The 22,125-nt window shown below is 53.8% G+C and carries 19 protein-coding genes; 5 read left to right on the forward strand and 14 right to left on the reverse strand.

Going from position 1 to position 22,125, the window contains the following annotated elements:
• Positions 1-316: 316 nt before the first annotated feature.
• Positions 317-505, reverse strand: coding sequence for an IS3 family transposase (locus ACQY5R_RS03365; RefSeq protein WP_428604498.1), 189 nt, complete (start codon positions 503-505; stop codon positions 317-319).
• Here ACQY5R_RS03365 and ACQY5R_RS03370 point away from each other — a divergent pair.
• The gene (locus ACQY5R_RS03370) at positions 504-647 is read left to right on the forward strand and encodes a hypothetical protein (protein WP_428604501.1); all 144 of its coding nucleotides are present in this window, start codon (positions 504-506) and stop codon (positions 645-647) included. The genes ACQY5R_RS03365 and ACQY5R_RS03370 overlap by 2 nt on opposite strands.
• 48 nt (positions 648-695) lie before the next feature.
• Positions 696-1,028 carry a hypothetical protein gene (locus tag ACQY5R_RS03375; protein ID WP_428604504.1) on the forward strand — a complete coding sequence of 111 codons (333 nt, stop codon included), beginning with the start codon at positions 696-698 and terminating at the stop codon, positions 1,026-1,028.
• Between the two features lie 450 nt (positions 1,029-1,478).
• On the opposite strand, the gene ACQY5R_RS03380 is transcribed toward ACQY5R_RS03375, so the two are convergent.
• The 4 genes from ACQY5R_RS03380 to ACQY5R_RS03395 all read right to left on the reverse strand — a co-directional run bounded on the left by ACQY5R_RS03380 (position 1,479) and on the right by ACQY5R_RS03395 (position 9,905).
• Entirely contained in the window at positions 1,479-3,200 is a 1,722-nt protein-coding gene (locus tag ACQY5R_RS03380; protein WP_428604507.1) for a hypothetical protein, read from the reverse strand.
• Positions 3,201-3,264: 64 nt separating this feature from the next.
• On the reverse strand, positions 3,265-8,355 hold the full coding sequence (locus tag ACQY5R_RS03385; RefSeq protein ID WP_428604509.1) for a diguanylate cyclase: 5,091 nt from the start codon (positions 8,353-8,355) through the stop codon (positions 3,265-3,267).
• 24 nt (positions 8,356-8,379) lie between these two features.
• On the reverse strand, positions 8,380-9,093 hold the full coding sequence (locus tag ACQY5R_RS03390; RefSeq protein ID WP_428604511.1) for a hypothetical protein: 714 nt from the start codon (positions 9,091-9,093) through the stop codon (positions 8,380-8,382).
• A gap of 11 nt (positions 9,094-9,104) precedes the next feature.
• Positions 9,105-9,905, reverse strand: a complete 801-nt coding sequence (locus ACQY5R_RS03395) for a gamma-glutamylcyclotransferase family protein (protein ID WP_428604513.1) — start codon at positions 9,903-9,905, stop codon at positions 9,105-9,107.
• 213 nt (positions 9,906-10,118) lie between these two features.
• Between ACQY5R_RS03395 and ACQY5R_RS03400 the strand changes: the two genes are divergently transcribed.
• A complete protein-coding gene (locus ACQY5R_RS03400) occupies positions 10,119-11,138 on the forward strand; it encodes a deoxyribonuclease II family protein (RefSeq protein ID WP_428604516.1) in 1,020 nt (339 codons plus the stop codon).
• Positions 11,139-11,358: 220 nt separating this feature from the next.
• On the opposite strand, the gene ACQY5R_RS03405 is transcribed toward ACQY5R_RS03400, so the two are convergent.
• Positions 11,359-13,542: an alkaline phosphatase family protein gene (locus ACQY5R_RS03405; protein WP_428604518.1), complete on the reverse strand. Its 2,184-nt coding sequence runs from the start codon at positions 13,540-13,542 to the stop codon at positions 11,359-11,361.
• A gap of 327 nt (positions 13,543-13,869) precedes the next feature.
• On the opposite strand from ACQY5R_RS03405, the gene ACQY5R_RS03410 reads away from it, so the two are divergent.
• Positions 13,870-14,982, forward strand: coding sequence for an aminotransferase class V-fold PLP-dependent enzyme (locus ACQY5R_RS03410; protein WP_428604520.1), 1,113 nt, complete (start codon positions 13,870-13,872; stop codon positions 14,980-14,982).
• An 82-nt stretch (positions 14,983-15,064) separates the two neighbouring features.
• Entirely contained in the window at positions 15,065-15,463 is a 399-nt protein-coding gene (locus ACQY5R_RS03415; RefSeq protein ID WP_428604522.1) for an acyl-CoA thioesterase, read from the forward strand.
• A gap of 17 nt (positions 15,464-15,480) precedes the next feature.
• On the opposite strand, the gene ACQY5R_RS03420 is transcribed toward ACQY5R_RS03415, so the two are convergent.
• The 8 genes from ACQY5R_RS03420 to acpP all read right to left on the reverse strand — a co-directional run bounded on the left by ACQY5R_RS03420 (position 15,481) and on the right by acpP (position 21,934).
• The gene (locus ACQY5R_RS03420; RefSeq protein ID WP_428604524.1) at positions 15,481-16,266 is read right to left on the reverse strand and encodes a TatD family hydrolase; all 786 of its coding nucleotides are present in this window, start codon (positions 16,264-16,266) and stop codon (positions 15,481-15,483) included.
• Positions 16,267-16,316: 50 nt separating this feature from the next.
• Entirely contained in the window at positions 16,317-16,676 is a 360-nt protein-coding gene (locus ACQY5R_RS03425) for a PilZ domain-containing protein (protein ID WP_428604526.1), read from the reverse strand.
• Positions 16,677-16,683: 7 nt separating this feature from the next.
• Positions 16,684-17,697, reverse strand: coding sequence for a DNA polymerase III subunit delta' (locus ACQY5R_RS03430; RefSeq protein WP_428604529.1), 1,014 nt, complete (start codon positions 17,695-17,697; stop codon positions 16,684-16,686).
• On the reverse strand, positions 17,690-18,334 hold the full coding sequence (gene tmk, locus ACQY5R_RS03435; RefSeq protein ID WP_428604531.1) for a dTMP kinase: 645 nt from the start codon (positions 18,332-18,334) through the stop codon (positions 17,690-17,692). The genes ACQY5R_RS03430 and tmk overlap by 8 nt, the downstream gene beginning before the upstream one ends.
• A gap of 6 nt (positions 18,335-18,340) precedes the next feature.
• Entirely contained in the window at positions 18,341-19,339 is a 999-nt protein-coding gene (gene mltG / locus ACQY5R_RS03440) for an endolytic transglycosylase MltG (RefSeq protein ID WP_428604534.1), read from the reverse strand.
• A 50-nt stretch (positions 19,340-19,389) separates the two neighbouring features.
• Positions 19,390-20,208 carry an aminodeoxychorismate lyase gene (gene pabC, locus ACQY5R_RS03445; protein WP_428604536.1) on the reverse strand — a complete coding sequence of 273 codons (819 nt, stop codon included), beginning with the start codon at positions 20,206-20,208 and terminating at the stop codon, positions 19,390-19,392.
• Positions 20,209-20,358: 150 nt separating this feature from the next.
• Complete coding sequence (gene fabF, locus ACQY5R_RS03450) at positions 20,359-21,603, reverse strand: beta-ketoacyl-ACP synthase II (RefSeq protein WP_428604539.1); 1,245 nt, start codon at positions 21,601-21,603, stop codon at positions 20,359-20,361.
• 97 nt (positions 21,604-21,700) lie between these two features.
• On the reverse strand, positions 21,701-21,934 hold the full coding sequence (gene acpP, locus ACQY5R_RS03455) for an acyl carrier protein (RefSeq protein ID WP_029134634.1): 234 nt from the start codon (positions 21,932-21,934) through the stop codon (positions 21,701-21,703).
• Between the last annotated feature and the right edge of the window lie 191 nt (positions 21,935-22,125).

Below are 22,125 nucleotides of genomic sequence, written 5' to 3' on the forward strand. Positions count from 1 at the left end.
GCACTAGCGGCATTTTCCAGTAGAAAACCTGTTAGAGTAGTCACTGGAATATGTGGGTCATTACAATATGCTGGAACTGTAATTAAACCCACAGCTATATTTGTTCATGGTATTAGCGCTGTCAAATAAAGGATGCAGAAAAGATAAAGGGACGCAGCTATCTTTATAAAACAATATTGATCTGGGTATAAAGCTTTATGCGTGTGCTTGATGACCAATCATATTCACATACTATTGCCAAGCCTAGTGATAATAAAAATGTGCCCTTGCACTTGTATTAAACAGGTGATCTTCCCCACCAAAAGTAGACACCGGTTTAAGCACACCTCTGCAGGTATTCCTGCTCATAGGTATTAGGGCTTTTGTAACCCAGCGCACTGTGCCGACGGTGGCTATTGTAAAAGCATTCGATGTAATCAAAGACACACGTATAGGCTTCCTGCTTGGTGGTGACGTCCTCAGCGTAGAGCGCTTCCACCTTAAAGCGTGCGAAGAAGGATTCCATGGCGGCGTTGCAACAGTTGCAACATCTGGATGCACCGGGAATAAAGAAATTGTTACGGGAATCTATTCACCTGGTGGCTGATTGTGCTTCCCGCAGTTTAACAAAAGCTTTTGTTGATCTAGGAGAAAAGTGGACGCATTGAAGTTCCCCTTTCCCTTTTTAGAGTTTACATTTTAGTCTGGAGAGTTACATGAAAAATACTATAAAAGCAATTACTGTACTTACACTGATTGCATCAATGGCCAGTTCTTTTGCTGACGGTCCAGGTTGGACATTAGAATCTAATGTAAAAAATTTAGTCGTGGTCGCGACGGGTGGAATCAATGTTCAATTGTCACCAGGGCTTAGCGGCTGCACGTCACAAAGTGGGTATGGAGAAACCTATGCATCGATTTATCCAGATCATCCAGGATTAAACGCAATGCATTCAAATTTGCTAGCTGCAAAAATGAGTGGGAAAAAGGTAAAACTCTATCTGTTCGATAATAAATGCAAAGCTGTAGAAATGATACTTATTGACTGAAGAGCGTGAAAAAGGGGACGCAACCGTGAAAAAGGGGACGCAACTATTTTTTCTAACTCAATACGGTGATTGCTATGCCAAGGAAGGCAAGAGTATTGGTGCCCATATTGATTTCGTATGTTGGTCAATGAAAGATGCGCAGGACAACCTAGAGCGTCGCATTAACGCAAATAGGTGCCAACTTCGAATCATGTAGGTGGGTGTTATGTTATGAGAGTAATACTGGCGAATATATTATTTAACATAATATACATTATGCGCAATTAAGGGTGGCACAAACTGGGAATGGCTCTTACTAAGACCTGGCATGGCAACCTATCCGCTGCCATGCCAGATTACACGTCACTTGTTTAACGATCATTAAGCTTCCACTGCGTGAAATCTACGGGAAAATGCACGTCAAAGTATCCCGGATTTCACGTGGCGCAGCGCAACCTTTACGATAAACGGTTACGCCTGCAAAAAGCTAACTTGAAGATCGTTTCCTACGATGGAAAAAGTCGGTTCAACGCCCTCTATACTGTTTCCGCTAAACTGCTCCGCGGTGAACATGGACAGGTTGGCGTTGGTGAGAATGGTATAGGGTGTATTGAGTGAAAACCCTCCATCATCTTTCTTCCAAAAGGAAAAGTTCGCTTGGGAAGATTTGAGGGTCAGCTCCCCGGACACGGTAAGGCCGGTTGTCTCGGTGCCAAGCTGGGTAACGATGATACCCCCGGTTAATTCGAGTGCGCCAATGGTCAAGCCCTTTAAGTGGTCGCCGATATCCAGCGCGCCGTTACCGAACAGTTCAACCTTCGCTGTCCCGCCGGAAGATTCACCGTAGAACACGATTCGTCCTCCGTAACCACCGTGGGTTCCACCATAAGCGATCAACGTCGCATTGCCTGCGCTTGAAGTGCCCGAGAATACGGTATAGCCGCCGGTCGCTTTCGGTGTGTAGCCACCCAGGTTAAAAAAGGTGCCGTCTCCCGCGGTGGGCACATGGCTGCCTGCGCCCGTGCCGTATACCGAGAATTCCGTGAAGCCGGCGGCAGTCCCTTCAGATACGCCAGGGTGGTTCCAAATAGTGGCATTGCCGGCGGTCGGATAGTAGTCGGTTGGAAGATTGATTGAGAAGACGGTATGCCCCGCGCTCGATTTGCTGGCAATCGTGCTGCCGTAGTTGGCGATGGTGGCGTTTGCCCCGGTTGGAGAGCCGTATTTTGCGCTAAATTCGAGGTGGCCGCCCCCGCCCTGCTCGCCTTCCCGCGCACCATAGTTGAAGTAGGTGCCGTGGCCGGCCGAGGCTCCCTGGTTAGTCATATGGGGCGGATTGTTATTGAAGCTGGTGACGCCGCCGTAGGCACCGGCGGCCTTGGCGGCGTGATTGTAATAGTGTCCATGACCGCCATCCGCAGTGGCGTCGAAAGCGACATCTCCGCCGTTCGCTTTGCTGTAGGTTCCGCCGTAATTGTTATAAATACCGTAGGCGGCGCTTGAATTACCGTAGAACTGGGTGTTGCCACCATCGCCACCGGAGACTGTGCCACCTACATTGATAAAGGTGGCGTTGGCCGCAGTCGCCGTATCGTGGAATACGACATTGCCAAATGTGTCGCCGTCGGTTCCGAGGGTGCCATAGATCTTGAAATGCGCCGTACTGGCAGATGACGAGTCGCAGAAACTGACTTCGCCGCCGACGGTACTGTGTTTTGGAGGGGTGCCCGCGCCGGTCCACACTTTGAATGTGGCCGATCCCGCCGTTGAGTTGTCGCAAAAACAGATGACGCCGCCACCGTAGCCTTGTTCCGTCTCCGGTCCGGCACAGTAAAACATGTCGTCTCCACCGGCTGATGCGGAGTTGATGAACTTGAGTTGAGGATCCTTGTAGCCGCTACTGGTGGCGGCAACGATGAAACTTTGCTGGGCCCTGGATCGGTTGCTGATTCCCTGACCTGTGATTGTTAAAGGTGGTGTGGCGGATGGACCAAAAGTAAAGGTGAAGGCGGATGCATTATCCGTGAACTCGATATTCCCCACCGTGGCTTCGCCCGTGGCTGAAAAGGTGATCGTCGTTTGGGATGAGGTGGCAAAAGTGGCCGTGTTTGTGGGCGCCTCGGAAGGAGTCCAGTTGGTTGCCGCATTCCATTCACCGGTAGCCGGTTGGGTGTTCCAAGTCGATGTGCTCATCTACTCCTCCTGAGTGGGTAAAGTCGTCTCAGTCCTTGCTATTAAGTAACCGAGAACCGCGTATTTATTGTGCTGTTGCAATCGTTGGTGCCGGTGCCGCCTGCACCTGGTTGCGCCCCATCTGCTTCGCCTTGTAAAGGGCGATGTCTGCTTCGCGAAGCAAGTGCTCGGCGCCCTTCTCCCCGGTGGGCACCATGGTAGCCGCACCCGCGCTGACGGTAACCACGGCGTCGGCCGAGGAGTGCGCGTGTGTAATCGCCAGCTTCTCCACGGCACGGCGGATCTTCTCGCCCACTTGAACCACTCCGTTGTGGTCGGTATTGGGCAGGATGAGAATGAATTCCTCCCCGCCATAGCGGGCAATCAGGTCGGCCGGACGTAGCAATTGTGCCCGCACGGTTTCGGCTATGGTCATCAGACAATCATCGCCGGCCTGGTGGCCGTAGTTGTCGTTAAAGGCTTTGAAGTGGTCCACGTCGAGCATGATGACGGAAAGCGGCTCCCTTTCCCTTCGCAAGCGCGTCCAAACTTCTGCCAGATAGGTATCGCCCCGACGTCGGTTAGCAACGCCGGTCAAGCCGTCACGGTCGGCAAGTCCTTGCAACTCCTGGTTGAGCTGTTCCAGACGGGCGGTACGTTCGGCTACCTTATCTGCAAGAGTTCGGGAATACTCCTGCACCTGCTCGTAAAGTCGTGCGTTCTCGATAGCAACAGATGCCTGAGCAGCCAGGAGACGAATGACTTCCATCCGTTCCCCGGTAAAAACGCCGCTGGTCAGGTTGTTCTCCATGTACAGGGCACCTTCAAAGCGCTCCCGCCGGATGGGCACGCAAAACACTGACGTAGGTTGGAATTTGAGTATGTAGGGGTCCTGCACGAACTGCCCTTCATGGGCCGCATCGTGAAGTACCACCGCTTCGCCGCTGTAAAGTACCTGACTGATCAGTGTCACCGGTAGCGGTAGTATTCCACCGTCGGGGGTCGGTACCAGCGAGTGATCTGGCATACCGACCGTCGGTAAGCCCTCTGTCGGAAGTTTGGCTGCCTCAACCGCTACATTGCCCTCACGCCGAACCACCAGACAGCCCCATTGACCGCCGGCGTTCTCCAACAGGATGCTCATCGTGGTTTTGAGTAGCCGGTCCAGGACGATTTCGCCGGAAATCTCCCGGGAGGCTTTCATTACCGAGGCCAGATCAAGATCGCCGGCTTCATCCCGGTTGGAGGATACCTGTGCACCGGCGGTCAGCTCGTGCAGCACCGGGAACTCCTGCTCAAGCATGTTCACTTTGCGCTGGGCACCCCAGCGGTCGTAGACGCGGTGGGCACCTCGTAGGTAGCCTTCTGCAGATCTTCGTCTGCCAATCGCCAGCAGATGCCGCGCCGCTCGCTCGAAGGCCGTGGCCTCGTCCCGCAGAAAACCGCTCTCCCGTGCCGCATCAATGGCGGCGTCATAGCGATCCAGCGCCGCCACGTTGCAGCCATCAAGCCGCAGTAGCTCAGCTTCCATCAAGTACTGGAGGTGGCGAAAATTTTCCTCACAGTTGTCGGCCCAGCCCGTCATGCGCGCCAGATCATGCTCTAATCGTTTGCGTGTTGCGGCCTGCTCTTCTGCCTCAAAATCCGGATAGTGCGTGGCCAAGGTGAGAAATGCAACGATGTAGAAGCGTACCAGTTGCGGTAATGACATGGCCGACTTGATCAGTGCATCCTGCGCGCGCACATGCTCGAGGGCGCGATCGTACTCGCCATAGAGAAAACAGATTTCGGTACTGTAGATATGGTAGTTGGCGATGCCGGTCATGAACTGGCGCTGGCGCATGCCCGCCAGGCACTGCTCTTCGTCGAAATCGTCATCGTTCAGGGTGCACGGAGCATGGGTAAGTCCGAGCAGGTTACGCTGTAACTGCAGAAACAAGGTGCCCGAGTCCAGTGAGTCCTGATAGGCGCATTCGCGCACGATCTCCAGGTTTTCGGCATGCAGCCGGTGGGCCGTTTCCAGGTCCAGCGTCGGATCCCAGATTACGCAATCCTGCGCACTGTAGGCGAGGTAGAGCAGATCGCCCGACTGGTAGCCCGCTTCGATGCCTTTGCGGAACCAGGGTGTCAGGCTCGACCAGTGGTTGCTCCAGTGGTGCACGAACATGGCGTACACGTAGATCACCCGCGCCCGCAGGGTGAGGTCATCGTGTCGCTCGTTGATCGCCAATCCGACCTTCCCATACTGATAGCCTACCGCCGGCTCATCGAGTTCACCGCACAGCAGCATGCCATAGGCCGCATAGGCAAAGGCGGATTCAGGGCAATTGCCGTGGCGCAGAGAGAGGTTGACCGCCTTCAGTACCAGGTAGGGAAACAGCTTGCCGCTACCGGAGAGGAAAGCGGCCGGAAAGATCTCCATCAGTAGGCGCATCGCGGTCAAGGTGGCTGTGTCCTGAACCAACGGTGCCGCTACCAAGTCGGAGATGCGACGCTCGCCAAGATTCTCCTCGACCAATCGTCGCTCTTCGGCAATCTCCGCATCGCCTGGCTGGTCGGTGAGTTCCATGCCCAGCAGCGCCAGCCCCTGAATGGCCGAGAGGATCGACTCTTCCATACGTCCAAGGGTGGCGTACTGCCGGGTGCGGGTGGCCAAGATGTCGCTACGTTCCAGATCAGAGTGGGCGTGCTCCAGCATCACTTCGATCCAGTTTTCCGCCTCCTGAACACGTCCGGTGAGATAGGCACACTGCTGGGTTTCCGCTGCCAGTGCCGGCATCAACAGGGGTGTCTCCCGCCAGGGATCGGCGGGCAACAGCTCAGCCGCCACTTGCAGATATTTCAGCGCTGTCTCGTAGGCCGAAGAGTGTCTGGCGCGTACGCCGGCACGCAGATTCAATTCGGCAAGGTGCAGCCGCTCGTCGGCGGATTCAATCAGCGTGCGGCCCTCGTTGAGATGGCCGACGATATCGATAAGGCGCTCATCCGGTACCGTGTCGCCAGCGTGTTGCAGCATCAGGCGTCCCACCGAGAGATGTACTTCGCGCAGTCGCTGAACGTCAATCAAGGCATAGGCGGCCTGCTGTACGCGATCGTGCTGGAATCGGTAGGTCGGATTGAATTCCAACGGTTCGATACCCTCTCCCACCAGACGGTAGTCACTATGCAGGGGTAGTACGGTATGTTGCTTGAGTGCCGGCAGCAGCGCTGCGGCCGTCTCGTCGACGGGGTGTTCGTAGATCGCGGAAAGCGTATGCAGATCGAAAGTGCCACCAATACAAGCCGCCAACTGCAGGATCCGCTGAATCGTCGGCTGCAGCCGACGCAGGTTATCCACCATGAACTCGACGACATCGCTGCTCACGCTGGACCAGCGGGCTGCATCCAGGTCCCAGCTCCATTCCCCACTGACCGGATCCAGGGCGATGGCACCCTCCTTGTGAAGTTGCCGCATCAGTTCATTGGTGAAGAAGGGATTGCCCTGAGCCTTGTCGTAGAGCATGTCGCTGAGGGGGCGTATCTCGTTCGGTTCGCGGCACAAGGCGTCGGCCACCATGTGCGCGACCGAGTCCCGGTCCAGCGGACCTAGGGGGAGCTGACGGATGTTCTTTCGCTCTTGCAGATCGTCGAGCAGCAAGCGCAAGGGGTGCCCTGCCCCCACTTCGTTACTGCGATAGGCGCCGATCAGCAGCAGGTGGCTCAGTTCCCGGGAGGTGACCAGGCTACGCAACAGTTCCAGGGATGGCGTATCGCTCCACTGCAGATCGTCGAGGAACAGCACCACCGGGTGTCCCTCCCCCGCGAACACGCCGAGAAATGTCGTCAGGACGATGTGTAGGCGGTTACGTGCTTCCGCCGGCGGCAGTTCGACCACTTTCGGTTGGAGACCGATGATCAGCTCCAGTTCCGGTACCAGTTCCACTACCAAGCGCGCGTTCGGCGCCAGCGCATCCAGCAACCGTTGACGCCATTCTGACAAGCGCTCTTCCGGTTCCGCCAGGACTTGCTGTACCAGACCGCGGAAGGTTGCGGCGAAGGCGGTGTAGGCTTCGCCGTATTGGAACTGGTCAAACTTGCCCTGGACCAGAAAGCCTCGTTCGCGCACCAGGGGACGGTCTATTTCGTTGACGAGAGCCGATTTGCCCACACCGGAGTAGCCGTGTACCAGGCAAAATTCGGTGTGCCCGGCCACCACCGACTCGAATAACCCAAGTAGCTTCTGGAGTTCACGTTCGCGACCGTACAGGCCTTGTGGTACCAGGAATTTTTGCACCACATCTTTTTTGCCCAGCTCAAAGGGTTCGATCTCTCGACCTGCGGCAAGCTGATCGGCGCAATACGCCAAGTCGTGCATCAGCCCCTCGGCGCTCTGATATCGTGCTTCGGGACTTTTGGCCAGTAGCTTGAGGACGATGGTCGATAGTGCCTCAGGCACCCTGGGTGAAATCTCGTGTGGTGCCGGCGGCAAGCGGCTGATATGGCTGTGGACCCATTCCAGCAGGGTGTCGGCCTGGAACGGCAGTTTGCCGGTCAGCAGTTCGAACAGGAGTACACCAAGGGAGTAATAGTCGGACCGGTAGTCCAGGTCCCGATTCATGCGTCCCGTCTGCTCCGGCGAAATGTAAGGCAGTGGCCCCTCAAGGCGCCGCGACATCTGCACGGCCTGTCGCTCTTGATCCAGTTCGGAGGCGATACCGAACCCAGCCAGGGCGATGGCCCCGTTGGCAGGGTCAAACAACACGTCTTCCGGCGTCAACGCCTTGTGCACGATATCGTGGGCATGTATACCACCCAGGGTACGGGTCAGGTGCAAGGCGATATCGAGCAACTCGGCCAGGGGCAGGCCGGCTTCGCCCGATTGGGTCAGATGGGTTCTGAGCGAACTCTCGAACAGTTCGCAGACCAGAGCCAGGTTTCCGCTACCGTGAGGCAGCACCGCGTACACCTTACGCACACCCTCGATGTCAGCCAGGCGTTGAGCGATGCTCCCGTCGCGACGGATGATGGCTACCTGGTGCCGATCGGGATATTCGGTGTCCAGGGTTTCTATCGCCACCGCTACCGCCACTGTGGCGCCATCGGATAGGCGACGGGCACGATAAACCACGCGTACGCCGGACCGGTACAGGACCGAGCCGACTTCATAGCCAGGCAGTTGTAAAACTGCGTTCTCCACGTCCCTCACCCAGTGCCCGACGCTTTAAACGCCGAATAGACGGTTGAACGTAGCCAGATAGTCTTCGCGGGCGGTATCGCGCAGCGGTTCGCCGTGACCGCATAAGGCGTGTTTGAACGACAGCTCCTTAAGGCGGGCGAAGTCGTCCCCCGCCGGTGAAGCGGCCTGAACCCAGACCGGCCCGAGGTTGGCCGGCGTGAAGAAACCCATGTTCTGCATCAGCTCTCGTGAAGAATCTGAGAAAAACTCATCTGGGGTGAGCCAGTTCTGCAGGGCGTCGCAGGCGATGAGAATGCCGCCAGCGCGGTCGAGACGCAGGATACCCTCGGGGATCTGGGTGGTGTGGAATTCGAACAGAGAGGCGTCCGAAATCGGTAATGTGTCCGGTGTAAGGGTGCGTGTGGCCTTCAGGCCGGTCTCGTGTTCCATCCCGGGCATTGCCCAGTACTCGGCATCGTAGCGATCCACATAGAAGGGATCATCGCGCCCGTGCAGGGAACCGAGTCGGATAACGTCGGTGATCCGGCCGAGCTGGTCGAGTTCGGCTAACCCCTCATCACCCAGTCTTACGCTATTGATGATGATCAGGCGCTCGCCGTCCTTTACCACGGTCATGTTGCGGCTGAATTTCCAATCCATTCCCTGAAGAACGGTTTCCATGGCGCCGCTGACAAAAAAAACGTCGGGAAAGACCTCATCGATGGTTCCATGGGATAGTGCCGGGGGAAACTGATCCATTGCTGTACTCCTCAATCCTCGTTTTTGTTGTAATTGAATCGGCCTATGTAGCGATACTCTTTAGCATATTCGTTTAGATAGCCATTGAGGTAGTGCCGTTGGGCCTCATTGAGGCATCCGTGCCGGATGTCATCCATGGATTCCTTGCCGTCGCTGCTGTCCAGTCGCTTGAGATGAAACAGTGTCATGTCGCGCCCACCGAAGAACCCCTTCAGATATTCGTGCAGGGGCCGCGCCTGCGACATGTCAAATACGGCACCTAAAAGGGCCGTATACAATGGGTGTCCAGCCAGTGAGTCAGCGTCAAATACAGGATAGTCGCCAGGTGGCGGCATGAACGGTGGATAGTCACTGGCCCGGTGGACCGGATGCGCCATGAGATCTTGTACGTAATCGGGATCGAGACCGGCTGCGCGGGCGCCATCGATCACAATATTAAGATAGCGGCGACTCGGTAGGCAACTGTCATCGATGAACTCGGGCATACCGACGTAGGTGAGTGCGGGAACCCGTTTACCGTCTGCTTCCACCTCGATGGAGATGCGGTCATAGCCGTGGCCATAAGCTTCCACGGCGTCCAGGGGGGCCAGGGCTTCGTCCGGGCAGTCATAGAGCACACCGAGTACCCGGTCGCCGGGCTCTTTGGAACGCTCGATGTTGCCGACTCCCCCCTCGTGGCGGAAGAAATGCTGCACATTGAAGCGCAGGCGCCAACCCTCCAAGACCGCACATCGCGCTGCCAACGGTTCCACGCCCTTGGCTCGTAGCGAGGTTATATTCATGTTGGAGCCAAAGCCAAAATAGCGAAACATCCCTATATCAACCACCGTCTAGTCGAAATTCGTACCAGTCAGCTTCCAGTTCAAGAGGCTTTCGGCGGCTGACGAGACCGAAACCATAACAATAGAGGGATGATACGCGAAATAAATACCTTGAGTCATGTATTGATGGCGCTTCCATCTTCAAAATTCCATAATCTAATACTGTTTGCACACTATTCGAGATGATATGGAGATTTCTACCTAATGATGGAAACCAAAAATCAACAGGGAGATCCGGTGGATTGGTGGTTTATTTATAAAACCCCCGAGCATACCGGAGCCAAAAGTAACAAGGGGTTTGACTTCTTCTATTTCGATCCGGATTCTGGCGTATTGGCGCTTTCGCCAATCGGATTGGATCAGGATAATCAAGCGCTGAACCATACATTAACGGGGATCTTTAATGCGCCGGACAGTGCAGGTTATCTCGTCTATAACGACGAACATGTGGACAAGGAACAGAACAAATCGGAAAAAGGTCACTGTAAAGGGATTTTGGCCTTCGACAAAGCAAGTGATTCAGCCCTCTTTCTGCTTCATTCAACCCCGCGATTTCCGGCAAACAAGGAGTTTACACTTCCTGATGATGAGGCGATCTACGGTCAGACCTTTATCTGTATCTCGCTGCCAGGCTATCAAACGGCCAATCAAATTGCCCAACAGATGTTGAGCCAACAAAATCCGCAAATCCTGATAGAGAGTTCACGTATTCCCTCTTCCCTGCCGGATGACGAACCGCTATCGCTTCTATTCCATGGAACCGGGGTGAATGAATTGAAACAGCCGTCGACACTTCGGTTTAAATCCAAGGGAGGAAAAGCGTTTGCACTCATCGCCAAGAGCCGGAAATGGGGTGAGGATTTTTGGTTGGATTTGGTGTCGCCCGAGTTGAAGTGCGATCTGGTTGTTGAGACGTGGAGACGCGGCACCGTGACGCCCTTGCAAGACGACCGGTCCAAGGAGTTCGATGAAGACACGCTATCGCTGGGCTTTAAGGTTGGATCCTCTTTGACCTATGAATGGCCCTACACCAAGGACCATGCCAAATGGGCGGTCGCCCTGAAAAACAGTACCAGTTCTTTGCCCTGGGTGTGTGTCGCTGATCTCAACCGAATGGTCTCGCAGGAGAAGCGTGGCGGTGCAAGCCTATGCTTTCAAGAGCCCCGTTTGTGGGAAGCCTTAAAAGACGCCGAAGAAAAACTGCATCAATTAAGGAACCTCTGATTAATTCAGCGGTTCCGGCAGTACAGGGATGTGCTGCCATTTTCGGTGGCTGTAAGCCATTGACAATGAAGAAAACAATAAATCGTATTTTTTGTTTTCGAGCGCTGATAAAGCCAGGGATGGCTTTAATCAGGGCTTCCTTAAGTCAAGTTGACCCGTCTTAAACGACAATTACATTGAGGAAGGACGACATCATTGTGATATCGCCCTACCCCATTTACTAAGTATTGTTGCCCCCTCTCGGAAACGATTTGTCATACGGCGGCGTTAAGGTTGGCGCATCCTTTCTGGGCTCGGTTGCCTGGAATACCGGTTCGAAGGAAGGCGCAACATCCATACGATCTCCGAGTCCCCAAAGAGATTTGGGCACACCAAACCAGTGCAGCAGCGTGGCGGCAAAGGAGGTTGAATCGAAAGGCACTTCACCATCTGCCCGAAACACGGACTGTTCCTTGATCCAGGGAGATACCATGATGGTCGGTACTCGGGGGCCCATCAGGTCATAGGCAAATCCATTGTCCAGGTCGTTGGGCCAAGGCTTCTTGGCATAGGGTGGCGCGACGTGGTCGTAGATGCCGTTGTTTTTATCGAAAGTGATGACCAGCAGCGTTTGTTCCCAACCGGGGCCGCTCTTGACCGCCTCGTAGATTTCATTCAGTGCCTTTTCACCGGGCACCAGATCGGCACCCGGGTGATAGGAGGTGGCCCCGGAGGGGGCGATCCACACCGGTTCCAGAAAGCTGAATGCCGGCAGGTTGCCGTTCTGGGCGTCCTGCTTGAATTGGTCTAGGCCGGCCAGAAATTGGGTTGGGTTTTTATCGACTGTGGGAATTTGTCCTTTTAAGTAGAGTTGGTAGGTGAAGATGCAATCTTCCCAAAGCACCGCGTTGTAGATTTTCCAATCCGTAATGCCTTGGCTCCAGAGCGCCTTCCAGATGGATTGACGATGGGGCGAGTAAGGCCAGTACTTGTACACATTTCCCCCTTCCCAAGTGCCGAGTCTGTTGAAGGCGGAGCCGGTCACAGAAAAGGCACGATTGACATCGGTGCCACCGGGAATAGAGCAAAACCATTTGTCAGAAACACCGAAATGGCGCGCCAAGCCGTTCAAAATGGGTAGCTGTTCCGGGCTAAAGGTCTCCATCACCTGCGGGTTGGCGTTGTTGAGGATGAATCCGCCCATGTCCGGCTTGGCGCGGCCCCAATAGCCGGGTGATTCGGCAAACATTTGTTGCAGGTTGTCGGTGGTATCGTGGAAGGGGTCCTGAGTGAGGGCCATTAGATCCCACTCCTCGCTCAGCTTACCCTCCCTGAACTGGCTGACATGAACCTTCTGTTTTCCATCAAAATTGAAATCATCCGTGCTCGCCCCATCAAAAGGCTCTTGGGAGCCGATGTAGTGACAGCCCTGATCACCCTTTTCGTATAGCCAACCGCAGACGTTGTCGAACGAGCGGCTTTCGAGCATGTAGTAAACCACGTGCTTGATCTTCGAACGCATGAAGTCGATGGTGCCTGGCGTTTCAGCCCATTTCGCTTGAACGGGGATTCGGGGTTGATAACCGGTCAACATCGTATCCGGACCGATATCGGACGGCAGTTTGCCCTCCCGGACAGGGCCTACAAGCACATCGGCGTGCTCAGGGTCGAATGCCCACAGTCGGTAGGTACCCTCCTCTGGATTCCAGTCCAGAAGATGGTCACCGATGGCGGTGAGCTCATGGTGTTCATCAATATGTTCCCAGCGACCTTCCTGGACTGCGGGAAGAGAAAGAGGCGTTTGCTGTTGGGGGTCAAAGCTCCACAAGCGGAAATGTTTCCTATCCGGCAGCCGGTCCAGGACATAGTTGCCGATGGGAATCAGTGTGTGCCCTTTCTTGATCAATGGGAAGCCGCCCTGCCCGGTATAGGGATAAGGAATGGGATCGGCCTTACCGGGTGAGTTGGGCTGGGGGTCAAAATTCCAGAGCTCAAACGTGCCGCGGCCCTTCGCGGGAATCATACTTAAGATGAAACTGGTCATGGGAACAAGATCAAGATACTGATCCTCATCCGGATTGGCACTGTAATAATCCCGGTATCCCCAGAACTTCTTCTTATCCCAGTAGCCGCTCTGAAGAACTTGGCCATTTAAGGGGTCTGACAGATTCGGGTTGAACTCCAGGAGATTGAAGCGATAGCCGGGCTTTCCAGCCTGCTCGCAAAGCGGGCTCCACTGTAAGAGGTACCCGCCTACCTGAGCCATGCGGTACGAGCGGTCGAAGGATACATCGGTGCCCAATTGAACCGGGCTAAACAGCGCTTCCGCATCCGGATCAACCTGGTAAAGGCGATAGTAATTGTCGTGTTGATTTCGACAGATAAGAAAATCATAAGAAGAAGTCTTTTGATATTTCCGTGTCATGAAACGCCTCATTTGTTATTGGTATTTGGGACCAGTATAGAATGCCATTGATTTAGGTGGCGAGTCTAATCAACGGGCGGCGGAAGAACTGGCTAAATCTTTAGCGGATTATAAGAATAAAGGGAGGCTTCTAAGGCGATAGGCATATTACATCACCTGCCTTGCGCTTTGAGTCGCCAATTTATCGCTGATGTTGTTGCAGATACCGGGATGATTCACGTAGTCTCTCTTCTTATCCATGGTGCGGTAGTACCTTACTTTTCATTTAGACGCTGATGACTTGTAGACGAGATAAAGCGAGAAACCATGTATAGAAACGAGTTTTCATTGGATAGCAATCTTATCTACCTGAACCATGCCGCCGTGGCACCCTGGCCCAAACGAACCGTGGAAGCCGTCATGGATTTTGCCCAGGAGAACGGTCTGCATGGTGCCAGCCACTATCTCCGCTGGATGGAGATCGAAGAGCAGATACGCGACAACCTGGCTTGGCTGATCAATGCACCCTCTTCAGAGGATATTTCGCTACAAAAAAGCACATCGGAAGCCCTGTCCGCTATTGCGCACGGCCTGGAGTGGCAGCCGGGTCAAAATGTGGTCTTTTTGAGGGAAGAGTTCCCCTCCAATCGGGTTGTCTGGCAAAGCCTGGCGCGCTATGGCGTAGAGCCTCGGATTGTTGAACCGGCCGCCGACCAGATCCCCGAAGAGGCCCTGTTTGCCGCCTGTGACAAAAATACGCGGTTAATCAGTGTCAGCTCCGTACAATACGCGTCCGGACTCAGGATGGATCTACCGGGTATTGGCCGATTTTGCCGGGCGCGGAATATTTTATTTTGTGTCGATGCTATTCAGAGTCTCGGTGCTTTTGCTTTTGACGTCGGCGAGATCGGGGCGGATTTTGTTGTCGCTGACGGTCACAAATGGATGCTTGGCCCGGAAGGCGTCGCCCTGCTCTATACCAATAAAGCGATCCGGGAAAACCTGAAGCTCCACCAGTTTGGTTGGCACATGCTGGAAAACAGCGATTTTGATTCGCTACAGGTGGTTCCGCTCAAAAGCGGACGTCGCTTCGAAGCCGGCAGTCCCAACATGTTAGGTATTCATGCCCTGAACAGCAGTCTTTCATTGATACGTGAAATCGGGCTGGAATCGATTTCGACGGCTATCTTGCGCAATACCGACAGCTTGATGCGCCTGATCTCTGAAGATGACCAGTTGGAGTTGATCAGCTCTGCGGCAGAGGATAGGCGCTCCGGCATCGTCACCTTTAGGGCGCCCGCTGCCGATCAGGAGATGATTTATCGGGAGTTGATGCGGCGCCATGTCATCTGCGCTCCACGGGGCGGTGGCATTCGCTTCTCTCCCCACTTCTATGTTGGCGAGGATAAGTTGATTGAAGCGCTACGCATTGTGAACGAAGTAGTCAATAATACACATTAAATTGTCAACATAAGACTTTATAAATAAAACATAATTAGCAAACATAATACATCTGTTTTCAAGTTATTGGGTCCAGGTAAACATGAGTCAATATCCCATTGAAGAGCGAAATCCCGGCGAGCGTCAGTTAACGGTCAGAGTCCTCGCCATGCCGGCAGACACCAATCCATCCGGGCATATTTTTGGCGGCTGGTTGATGTCCCAGGTAGATATTGCCGGCAGTATTATTGCGATGCAGGTGGCTGATACCCGGGTTGTCACAGTTGCAGTACATGACTTTCAGTTTGAAAAGCCGGTACACGTGGGGGATTTGGTGAGTTGTTACGCCGAGGTGGAACGCAAAGGCAATACGTCAATTCGCGTTAAAGTCGAAGTCTATGCGGAACGTGACCGGAATCCCCACACAGTGGGCCGGGTTGCCGTGGCCTCCATTACCTATGTGGGGCTGGATGAAGACTCCAGACCCAAAGCTCTCAAGTAATGGATTATGTATATAGACTAATTTGCTGATTTTTTAGGCAAAAACAATCTAAAGAAGTTATCTTTTGTGATGACTTCAATCTCTGACCGAGTGATATTACGAAGCGCGGCAATTTTCTCCGCTACCTGTTCCACATAGGCGGGGATATTGGGCTTTCCTCGATGCGGTATGGGGGCAAGATAGGGAGCATCGGTCTCAATCAGGAGCCTATCCTGGGGCATTTTTTTTGCCACTTCACGCAGATCGGCGGCGCTGTTAAAGGTAATAATCCCCGAGAATGAGATGTAGAAACCCAGATCCAGCGCCTGTTTCGCCATCTCCCAGTCCTCGGTAAAGCAGTGCATCACCCCGCCGACGCTCTCCGCCCCCTCCTCCTGCATGATGCGAATGGTGTCGGCCTTGGCTGCCCGGGTATGGATGATCAGCGGCTTATGACATAGCTTGGCGGCAGCGATATGGCGGCGAAACCGCTCCCGCTGCCAATCGAGATCGCCATCGCTGCGAAAATAATCGAGCCCTGTCTCACCGATGGCCACATTCTTTTCATGTTGTGCAAGCGCCGCCAACTGCTCAGGTGTGGGTTCTTGTCGGTCCCGGTCATTGGGATGCACCCCAACAGAGATAGAAATATCCGGCTCTCCTTCCACCAGTGCCAACATAGCCGGATAGCTCTCCAGGTCGATGGAGACACAGAGCATGTGCCCGACACCGGCTTCGCGGGTGGCGGTAAGCAGTTTCTCGAAACTATTCTCGAACGGTGCCAGATCCAGTCGGTCCAGATGGCAGTGGGAGTCTACAAGCATGCCAGTCTCTATATTGTTTACAGCGGTTGTGCGGTGGTAATGACAACCCTCTACATCGTGTGTGTGGGGCGGTCGGACTTCAGCGCACCGGCGAGATAACCTTCAATCTTGTTTCTGGCCATGCCGCCATCCTGGTCGCTGAATTGTACGCCAATACCGGCGGCCCGGTTGCCCTCAGCTCCAACGGGGGTAATCCAGATAATTTTCCCGGCTACCGGTATACGCTCCGTCTCTTCCATCAGGGTCAGCAGCATAAATACTTCATCGCCCAGGTTATATTTTTTATTGGTAGGAATAAAAAGACCGCCGTTTTTCACGTACTGCATATAGGCAGCATACAGGGCATTCTTGTCTTTGATGGTCAAAGAGAGAATGCCTTGGCGGGCAGCTGGTGCATTCGTTACAGACATACCAAATTTACTCGGCTCCAATAGCTGCCCAATCCAGCAGCAGGCTTTCAAGTTGCATCTGTGTATTCAACTGGGCACCCAGTGTCCGGTTTGCCTCAAACAGCCGGTCCATCAGTGTATACAGTTTTCTAGAGTTTACCTTTCGCGCCAGCGCTTGCAAGCGCTCCCTTTGATCAACATTGATTATCTGGGCGGATTCAGAGGCTATCTTAACCCTGATCAGGTCGATTACCCAGCCGCTGAACCACTTGATGACACCTTTTTGCTCCAATCCGGTCCAGCGTTGGGCAATGATTAGTGGATCCAGAGAGCCCTTTAAAATCGACGATAGCTCTTCGATCATTTTAGCGCGTTCTGCCAGTGTGCCATCTTGTGCCAATTTGAGCGCCAGCAAGGGGGCGCCAGAGGCCAATGAAAGCAATAACCGGATATCCTCTCCACCCTTTATCTTTTGCTGCAACCAGCCCGCTGCATCACTTTCATCGGGCGGGGTAAAGTGGTAGCGCTGACAGCGGCTACGAATGGTTGCCGGTAGCGCACCTGAGCGGGCGGTCACCAGTATCATCACGGTACGTTCAACCGGCTCTTCGAGGGTTTTCAGCAGGCTGTTGGCGGCCGCTGTATTCAACGCATCCGCCGGTTCGATAATAATGACCTTGAATCCACCTGAACGACTGGTAAGGCTACCCTTCTGGGTAAACTCCCTAATGGTATCAATCTTGATCGCCTTGCCCGGCTCTTCCGGTCTAATCAGCGTGAAATCCGGGTGAGTTTCCGCCTGTAACAGACGACAGTTCTGACAACTGCCGCAGGGTTTACCATCGGCCTGGGGCTGGCTGCAGAGCAGCGTGGCCGCCAGGCGATGGGCAAACCAGGATTTGCCCAGCCCTTCCCCACCCGTCAGCAACAGGGCATGGGGTAAGCGTCCGGAACGGTGAGCCTCGCTGAGGCGCTGCCAATTGGCCGTTTGCCAGGGCAACACGGTCTCATCGGCCAGGTACTCTGTCAGCGCTTCATGCATTGGAATTTTCCTGGATGAACTGGCCGATCACTTGCTCTATCTGTTGTTGTACCTGTGTCAACGGCACGGCTGCATCGACGATGTGGACGCGTTGGGTTTCGGCCTGAGCGATATCCAAATAGGTGGCGCGTACCCGTTCAAAAAAAGCGCGTTGCTCCACCTCAAAACGGTCAGGTTCCGAACGCTGTCCGGCCCGATCCAGGCCGGTTTCAATCGGTAGATCCAGCAGCAGCGTCAGATCGGGTTTCAGGCCTTGCTGTACCCAGGTTTCCAGTGCCCCGATCCGTGACATATCAATGCCCCGACCACCTCCCTGGTAGGCGTAGGAGGCATCGGTAAAACGGTCGCACAGCACCCATTTTCCAGCATTCAAGGCCGGCAAAATGATGCGTGCCAGATGTTCCGCCCTGGCCGCAAACATCAACAGCAGCTCTGTGTCTCGAGCCATACCGGTGTGTTTATGGCCTAACAGGAGGTCTCTGATATCTTCGCCGAGAGCCGTTCCACCCGGTTCCCGCGTGAACACCACCTCAATACCGGATTGTTCGAGTAGATCACGGATAAAGGCCAGGTTGGAGCTTTTGCCAGCCCCCTCGCCACCTTCAACGGTAATAAATTTTCCTTTCTTGACGGTCATAGTCGATTATCGCTTAAGCTGGAATTTTCTTACGGCCTGGTTATGTTCAGCCAGCGTATCAGAAAAGTGGTGGTAACCGTTTCCCTTGGCTACAAAGTAAAGACTCTTTCCTTTGGCGGGGTGCAAAACGGCATGCAGCGCATCTGCCCCGGGCATGCTAATGGGGGTCGGCGTCAACCCCCGGTGGACGTAGGTATTGTAAGGGGTATCCTGGCGCAGATCACTACGCCGGATGTTGCCTTTGAACGACTCGCCCATGCCGTAGATCACTGTTGGATCGGTCTGCAGCAACATCCCCTTTTTCAGACGGCGAATAAAAACGCCGGCGATCTGTGGGCGCTCTTCCGCTTTGCCGGTCTCTTTTTCGACAATGGAAGCAAGGATCAAGGCATCGTAGGCGGTTTTAAAGGGCAGGTCCGGATCCCGTTCTGGCCACTCCCGTGCCAATAGCTGTTCCATGGAGCGATAGGCACGCTTAAGGAAGTCCAGATCGGTAGTGCCTCTTGGAAAATGGTAGGTATCCGGTAAAAAACGCCCCTCAGGATGCATCTCCGGAACCCCTAATTTGTTCATAATTTCGGCATCAGAGAGACCTACAAGGGTTTTCTTCAGGGCATCATGGGCCGATACGGCCGCCAATACCTGTTTAAAATCCCAACCTTCCACAATTGTAAGGGAGTGGTTCATCACTTGGCCGGAAACCAGCAGTGATAAGAGCGACCGGGGTGTTAATCCAGGTTTCAGATGGTATTCACCAGCCTTGATATTAGCCGCTTCACCATCCAGTCTGGCCATAAGTTGAAAATAGAAAGCACTATCCAGGAACCCTTTCGACGCCAGGTCTTTGGCGACAGCAGAGAGTGAACTGCCGGGTGCCAGTTCGTACGTAACGCCTTCTTCGGGAAGTGTTAACGGACGGGTACCGAAGCTGTTGAGTGACATCATCATCCAGGCGACGGCAAAGCTGCCACATAGAACGAGTATGCCTATTATTCTAAAAAACATCAGACGCAGATTACCGGATTACAACGGACTTCATATGATAGGGTGCCGTTTTACTCATTTCGGAAACCGCGATCCAAAATGGTATCCATCAGTTTATCCGGAATAGCATCGAGAGAGAATTCCTGTCCGGAGAGCTCACGGATTGGCCAGATCCCGATCAGTGAGTTTGAAACAAACAAGCTATCGGCCGTCCACAGATCATGCAGCGATATATCGCTAACAACTATTGGAATGTCCAGTTCCTCCGCCACTTCAATGATCAACCCCTGCATGACACCCGCTACTCCGCACCGACTGAGATCCGGTGTGTGGAGTTTATCATTCTGTATGACAAACAGATTTGAACTGGTGCCTTCGATGACACGATCGGCCGCGTCCATCATCAAGCCTTCCTGTATGGATGGGTCATGCCATTCTGATCTGGCCAGTACCTGCTCAAGACGATTGAGGTGCTTCAGGCCGGCTAGCGCGGGGTTCCAGCCGAGGCGGGTTGAACAGAGTCGTGCAATGATACCGCGTTGATAAACCTGATCGGGAAACGCCGGGCTTCGATTCCAGTTAACGATACGGGTCGGTGTGGTATTTGATTGAGGGCGATAACCTCGCTTTCCAGGACCGCGGGTTACGATGATCTTTATTACGCCCTGTTTTTCTTCGCCGATCTCCTTGAATACCTCGTCATACAACTGATCGGCATCGGGCGGTGTTATCGCCAGTCGGGAACACCCACTCAGTAATCGGTCCAGATGCCGTCTCCAGAGGCAGGGTTGTCCGTCTTTGATGGCGATGGTTTCAAATAATCCGTCGCCAAACTGTAAACCTCGGTCCGTGGCAGCAATCTGGGTATCGGCTTTACCGTTAATTAACAAATGAGTGCCTCGTTATTTCGGGTGATTAACAGGAATACCGAGAAGAAAGATAGTTGGAACCGCCCTGAATTGAAAGCCCTGCAATAAAAAAACGCCTAGAAGTAGGCGTTTTTTATTGCACAAATGGATAGGACTGGACTCTGTGTAAAATCAGTCTGCCATGCGCCGGAAAACCAATGTTCCGTTAGTCCCACCAAAGCCAAAGGAGTTGGAGAGGGCAACATCGATCTTCATCTCTCTGGCGGTGTTGGGCACATAGTCCAGATCGCAATCCGGGTCCTGATTTTCCAGGTTGATGGTAGGCGGCGCGACTTGGTCACGAATGGCCAATGCGGTGAATACCGCCTCTGCACTGCCAGCCGCGCCCAGCATGTGTCCAGTCATGGATTTGGTAGAGCTGACCGCCAGTTTGTAGGCGTGATCGCCGAAAGCACGCTTCACGCCCAGCGTTTCGGCCAGATCGCCGGCAGGTGTGGAGGTACCATGGGCGTTAATGTAATTCACCTCTTCCAAGTTGACGCCGCCATCTTTCAGTGCCAACAACATGCATTCGCTGGCACCTTCTCCGCCTTGCGACGGCGCGGTCATGTGGTAGGCATCAGAGTTCATCCCTACACCCACGATCTCGGCATAGATTTTTGCACCGCGGGCCTTGGCAGCTTCGAACTCTTCAAGTACCAGTACACCGGCACCGTCACTGAGTACGAACCCATCCCGGTCCCGATCCCAAGGCCGGCTGGCGGCTTGGGGATCATCATTACGGGTTGAGAGTGCACGTGCGGCGGCAAACCCTCCCAGTCCGACCGGTGAAGTGGCCATCTCGGCACCGCCGGCAACCATAGCATCGACGTATCCGTGGCGAATCAGACGCGTCGCCTCACCAATGTTGTGTGTGCCGGTGCTGCAGGCAGAAACAATGGAGTAGTTGGGGCCACGGAGTCCATATTTAATGGAGAGATTGCCGGCCACCATGTTGACGATGTTGGCCGGCACGAAAAACGGTGAAATCTTTCGTGGTCCGCCATCGAGGTAGGAATGGTAACTGTTCTCGATACCGGTTATTCCGCCAATACCGGAGCCAATAGCGACACCGATGCGTGGGGCGGTCTCTTCATTGATTTCCAGTCCAGAATCCTCGATAGCCTGTGAGCCGGCGGCAATGCCGTAATGGATGAACTTATCCATTTTTCTCACATCCTTTTTGGGCACGTACTGAGTTACGTCGAATCCGTAGATCGGGCCGCCGAAATGGACGCTGAAAGGTTCAATATCGAAATGAGTGATCGGCTGAATGCCGCTCTTTCCGGCGAGAATATTCTCCCAGGATTCCTTAACTGTGTGTCCAACTGGAGCCACCATTCCAAGTCCAGTTATAACAACCCTTCTTCCAGACATCTGAGACCTACCCCCTATTGGGATCTAAGAAAGCAAAAAGCCGCAACCAGTCGCTATAGACGGCTGTGCGGCCTTGTATTAAATGGGTGAAAGCGAATCAGCTGTGTGCGTTGATGTACTCAACGGCCAGTTTAACAGTGGTGATTTTTTCAGCGTCTTCATCTGGAATTTCAGTACCGAACTCTTCTTCCAGTTGCATGACCAGCTCGACAGTGTCAAGAGAGTCTGCACCCAGATCGTCCACAAAAGAGGCTTCCAGGGTCACCTCATCTTCAGATACACCTAGCTGTTCAACAACTATCTTCCTAACACGTTCTTCGACAGAGCTCATGTTCTTAAATTCCTCCGGTAAAAAAAGATGGCCGGCTTGTCACACGACCGACGGGTATTGTATTCATCAAACCTCAAAAGTTCAAAGCAAATTGGCCTTAAATTTTTTGTTTTTTGATATCGAAAAAAAAACCTTTAATAACAAGCTGATACATTCATGGTTTAAAGTTTGAAAGCAGGAAAGCCCATTAG

Origin of the sequence: Sedimenticola sp. (assembly GCF_050289425.1) — a bacterium.
Taxonomy (GTDB): Bacteria; Pseudomonadota; Gammaproteobacteria; order Chromatiales; family Chromatiaceae; genus Sedimenticola.

What these genes read in the sequence shown, in the direction of transcription:
- ACQY5R_RS03370 (WP_428604501.1), top strand. Translation starts at nt 504, where the DNA reads ATGGCGGCGTTGCAACAGTTGCAACATCTGGATGCACCGGGAATAAAG.
- ACQY5R_RS03365 (WP_428604498.1), bottom strand. Translation starts at nt 505, where the DNA reads ATGGAATCCTTCTTCGCACGCTTTAAGGTGGAAGCGCTCTACGCTGAG.
- ACQY5R_RS03375 (WP_428604504.1), top strand. Translation starts at nt 696, where the DNA reads ATGAAAAATACTATAAAAGCAATTACTGTACTTACACTGATTGCATCA.
- ACQY5R_RS03380 (WP_428604507.1), bottom strand. Translation starts at nt 3,200, where the DNA reads ATGAGCACATCGACTTGGAACACCCAACCGGCTACCGGTGAATGGAAT.
- ACQY5R_RS03390 (WP_428604511.1), bottom strand. Translation starts at nt 9,093, where the DNA reads ATGGATCAGTTTCCCCCGGCACTATCCCATGGAACCATCGATGAGGTC.
- ACQY5R_RS03395 (WP_428604513.1), bottom strand. Translation starts at nt 9,905, where the DNA reads ATGTTTCGCTATTTTGGCTTTGGCTCCAACATGAATATAACCTCGCTA.
- ACQY5R_RS03400 (WP_428604516.1), top strand. Translation starts at nt 10,119, where the DNA reads ATGATGGAAACCAAAAATCAACAGGGAGATCCGGTGGATTGGTGGTTT.
- ACQY5R_RS03405 (WP_428604518.1), bottom strand. Translation starts at nt 13,542, where the DNA reads ATGACACGGAAATATCAAAAGACTTCTTCTTATGATTTTCTTATCTGT.
- ACQY5R_RS03415 (WP_428604522.1), top strand. Translation starts at nt 15,065, where the DNA reads ATGAGTCAATATCCCATTGAAGAGCGAAATCCCGGCGAGCGTCAGTTA.
- ACQY5R_RS03420 (WP_428604524.1), bottom strand. Translation starts at nt 16,266, where the DNA reads ATGCTTGTAGACTCCCACTGCCATCTGGACCGACTGGATCTGGCACCG.
- ACQY5R_RS03425 (WP_428604526.1), bottom strand. Translation starts at nt 16,676, where the DNA reads ATGTCTGTAACGAATGCACCAGCTGCCCGCCAAGGCATTCTCTCTTTG.
- ACQY5R_RS03430 (WP_428604529.1), bottom strand. Translation starts at nt 17,697, where the DNA reads ATGCATGAAGCGCTGACAGAGTACCTGGCCGATGAGACCGTGTTGCCC.
- tmk (WP_428604531.1), bottom strand. Translation starts at nt 18,334, where the DNA reads ATGACCGTCAAGAAAGGAAAATTTATTACCGTTGAAGGTGGCGAGGGG.
- mltG (WP_428604534.1), bottom strand. Translation starts at nt 19,339, where the DNA reads ATGTTTTTTAGAATAATAGGCATACTCGTTCTATGTGGCAGCTTTGCC.
- fabF (WP_428604539.1), bottom strand. Translation starts at nt 21,603, where the DNA reads ATGTCTGGAAGAAGGGTTGTTATAACTGGACTTGGAATGGTGGCTCCA.
- acpP (WP_029134634.1), bottom strand. Translation starts at nt 21,934, where the DNA reads ATGAGCTCTGTCGAAGAACGTGTTAGGAAGATAGTTGTTGAACAGCTA.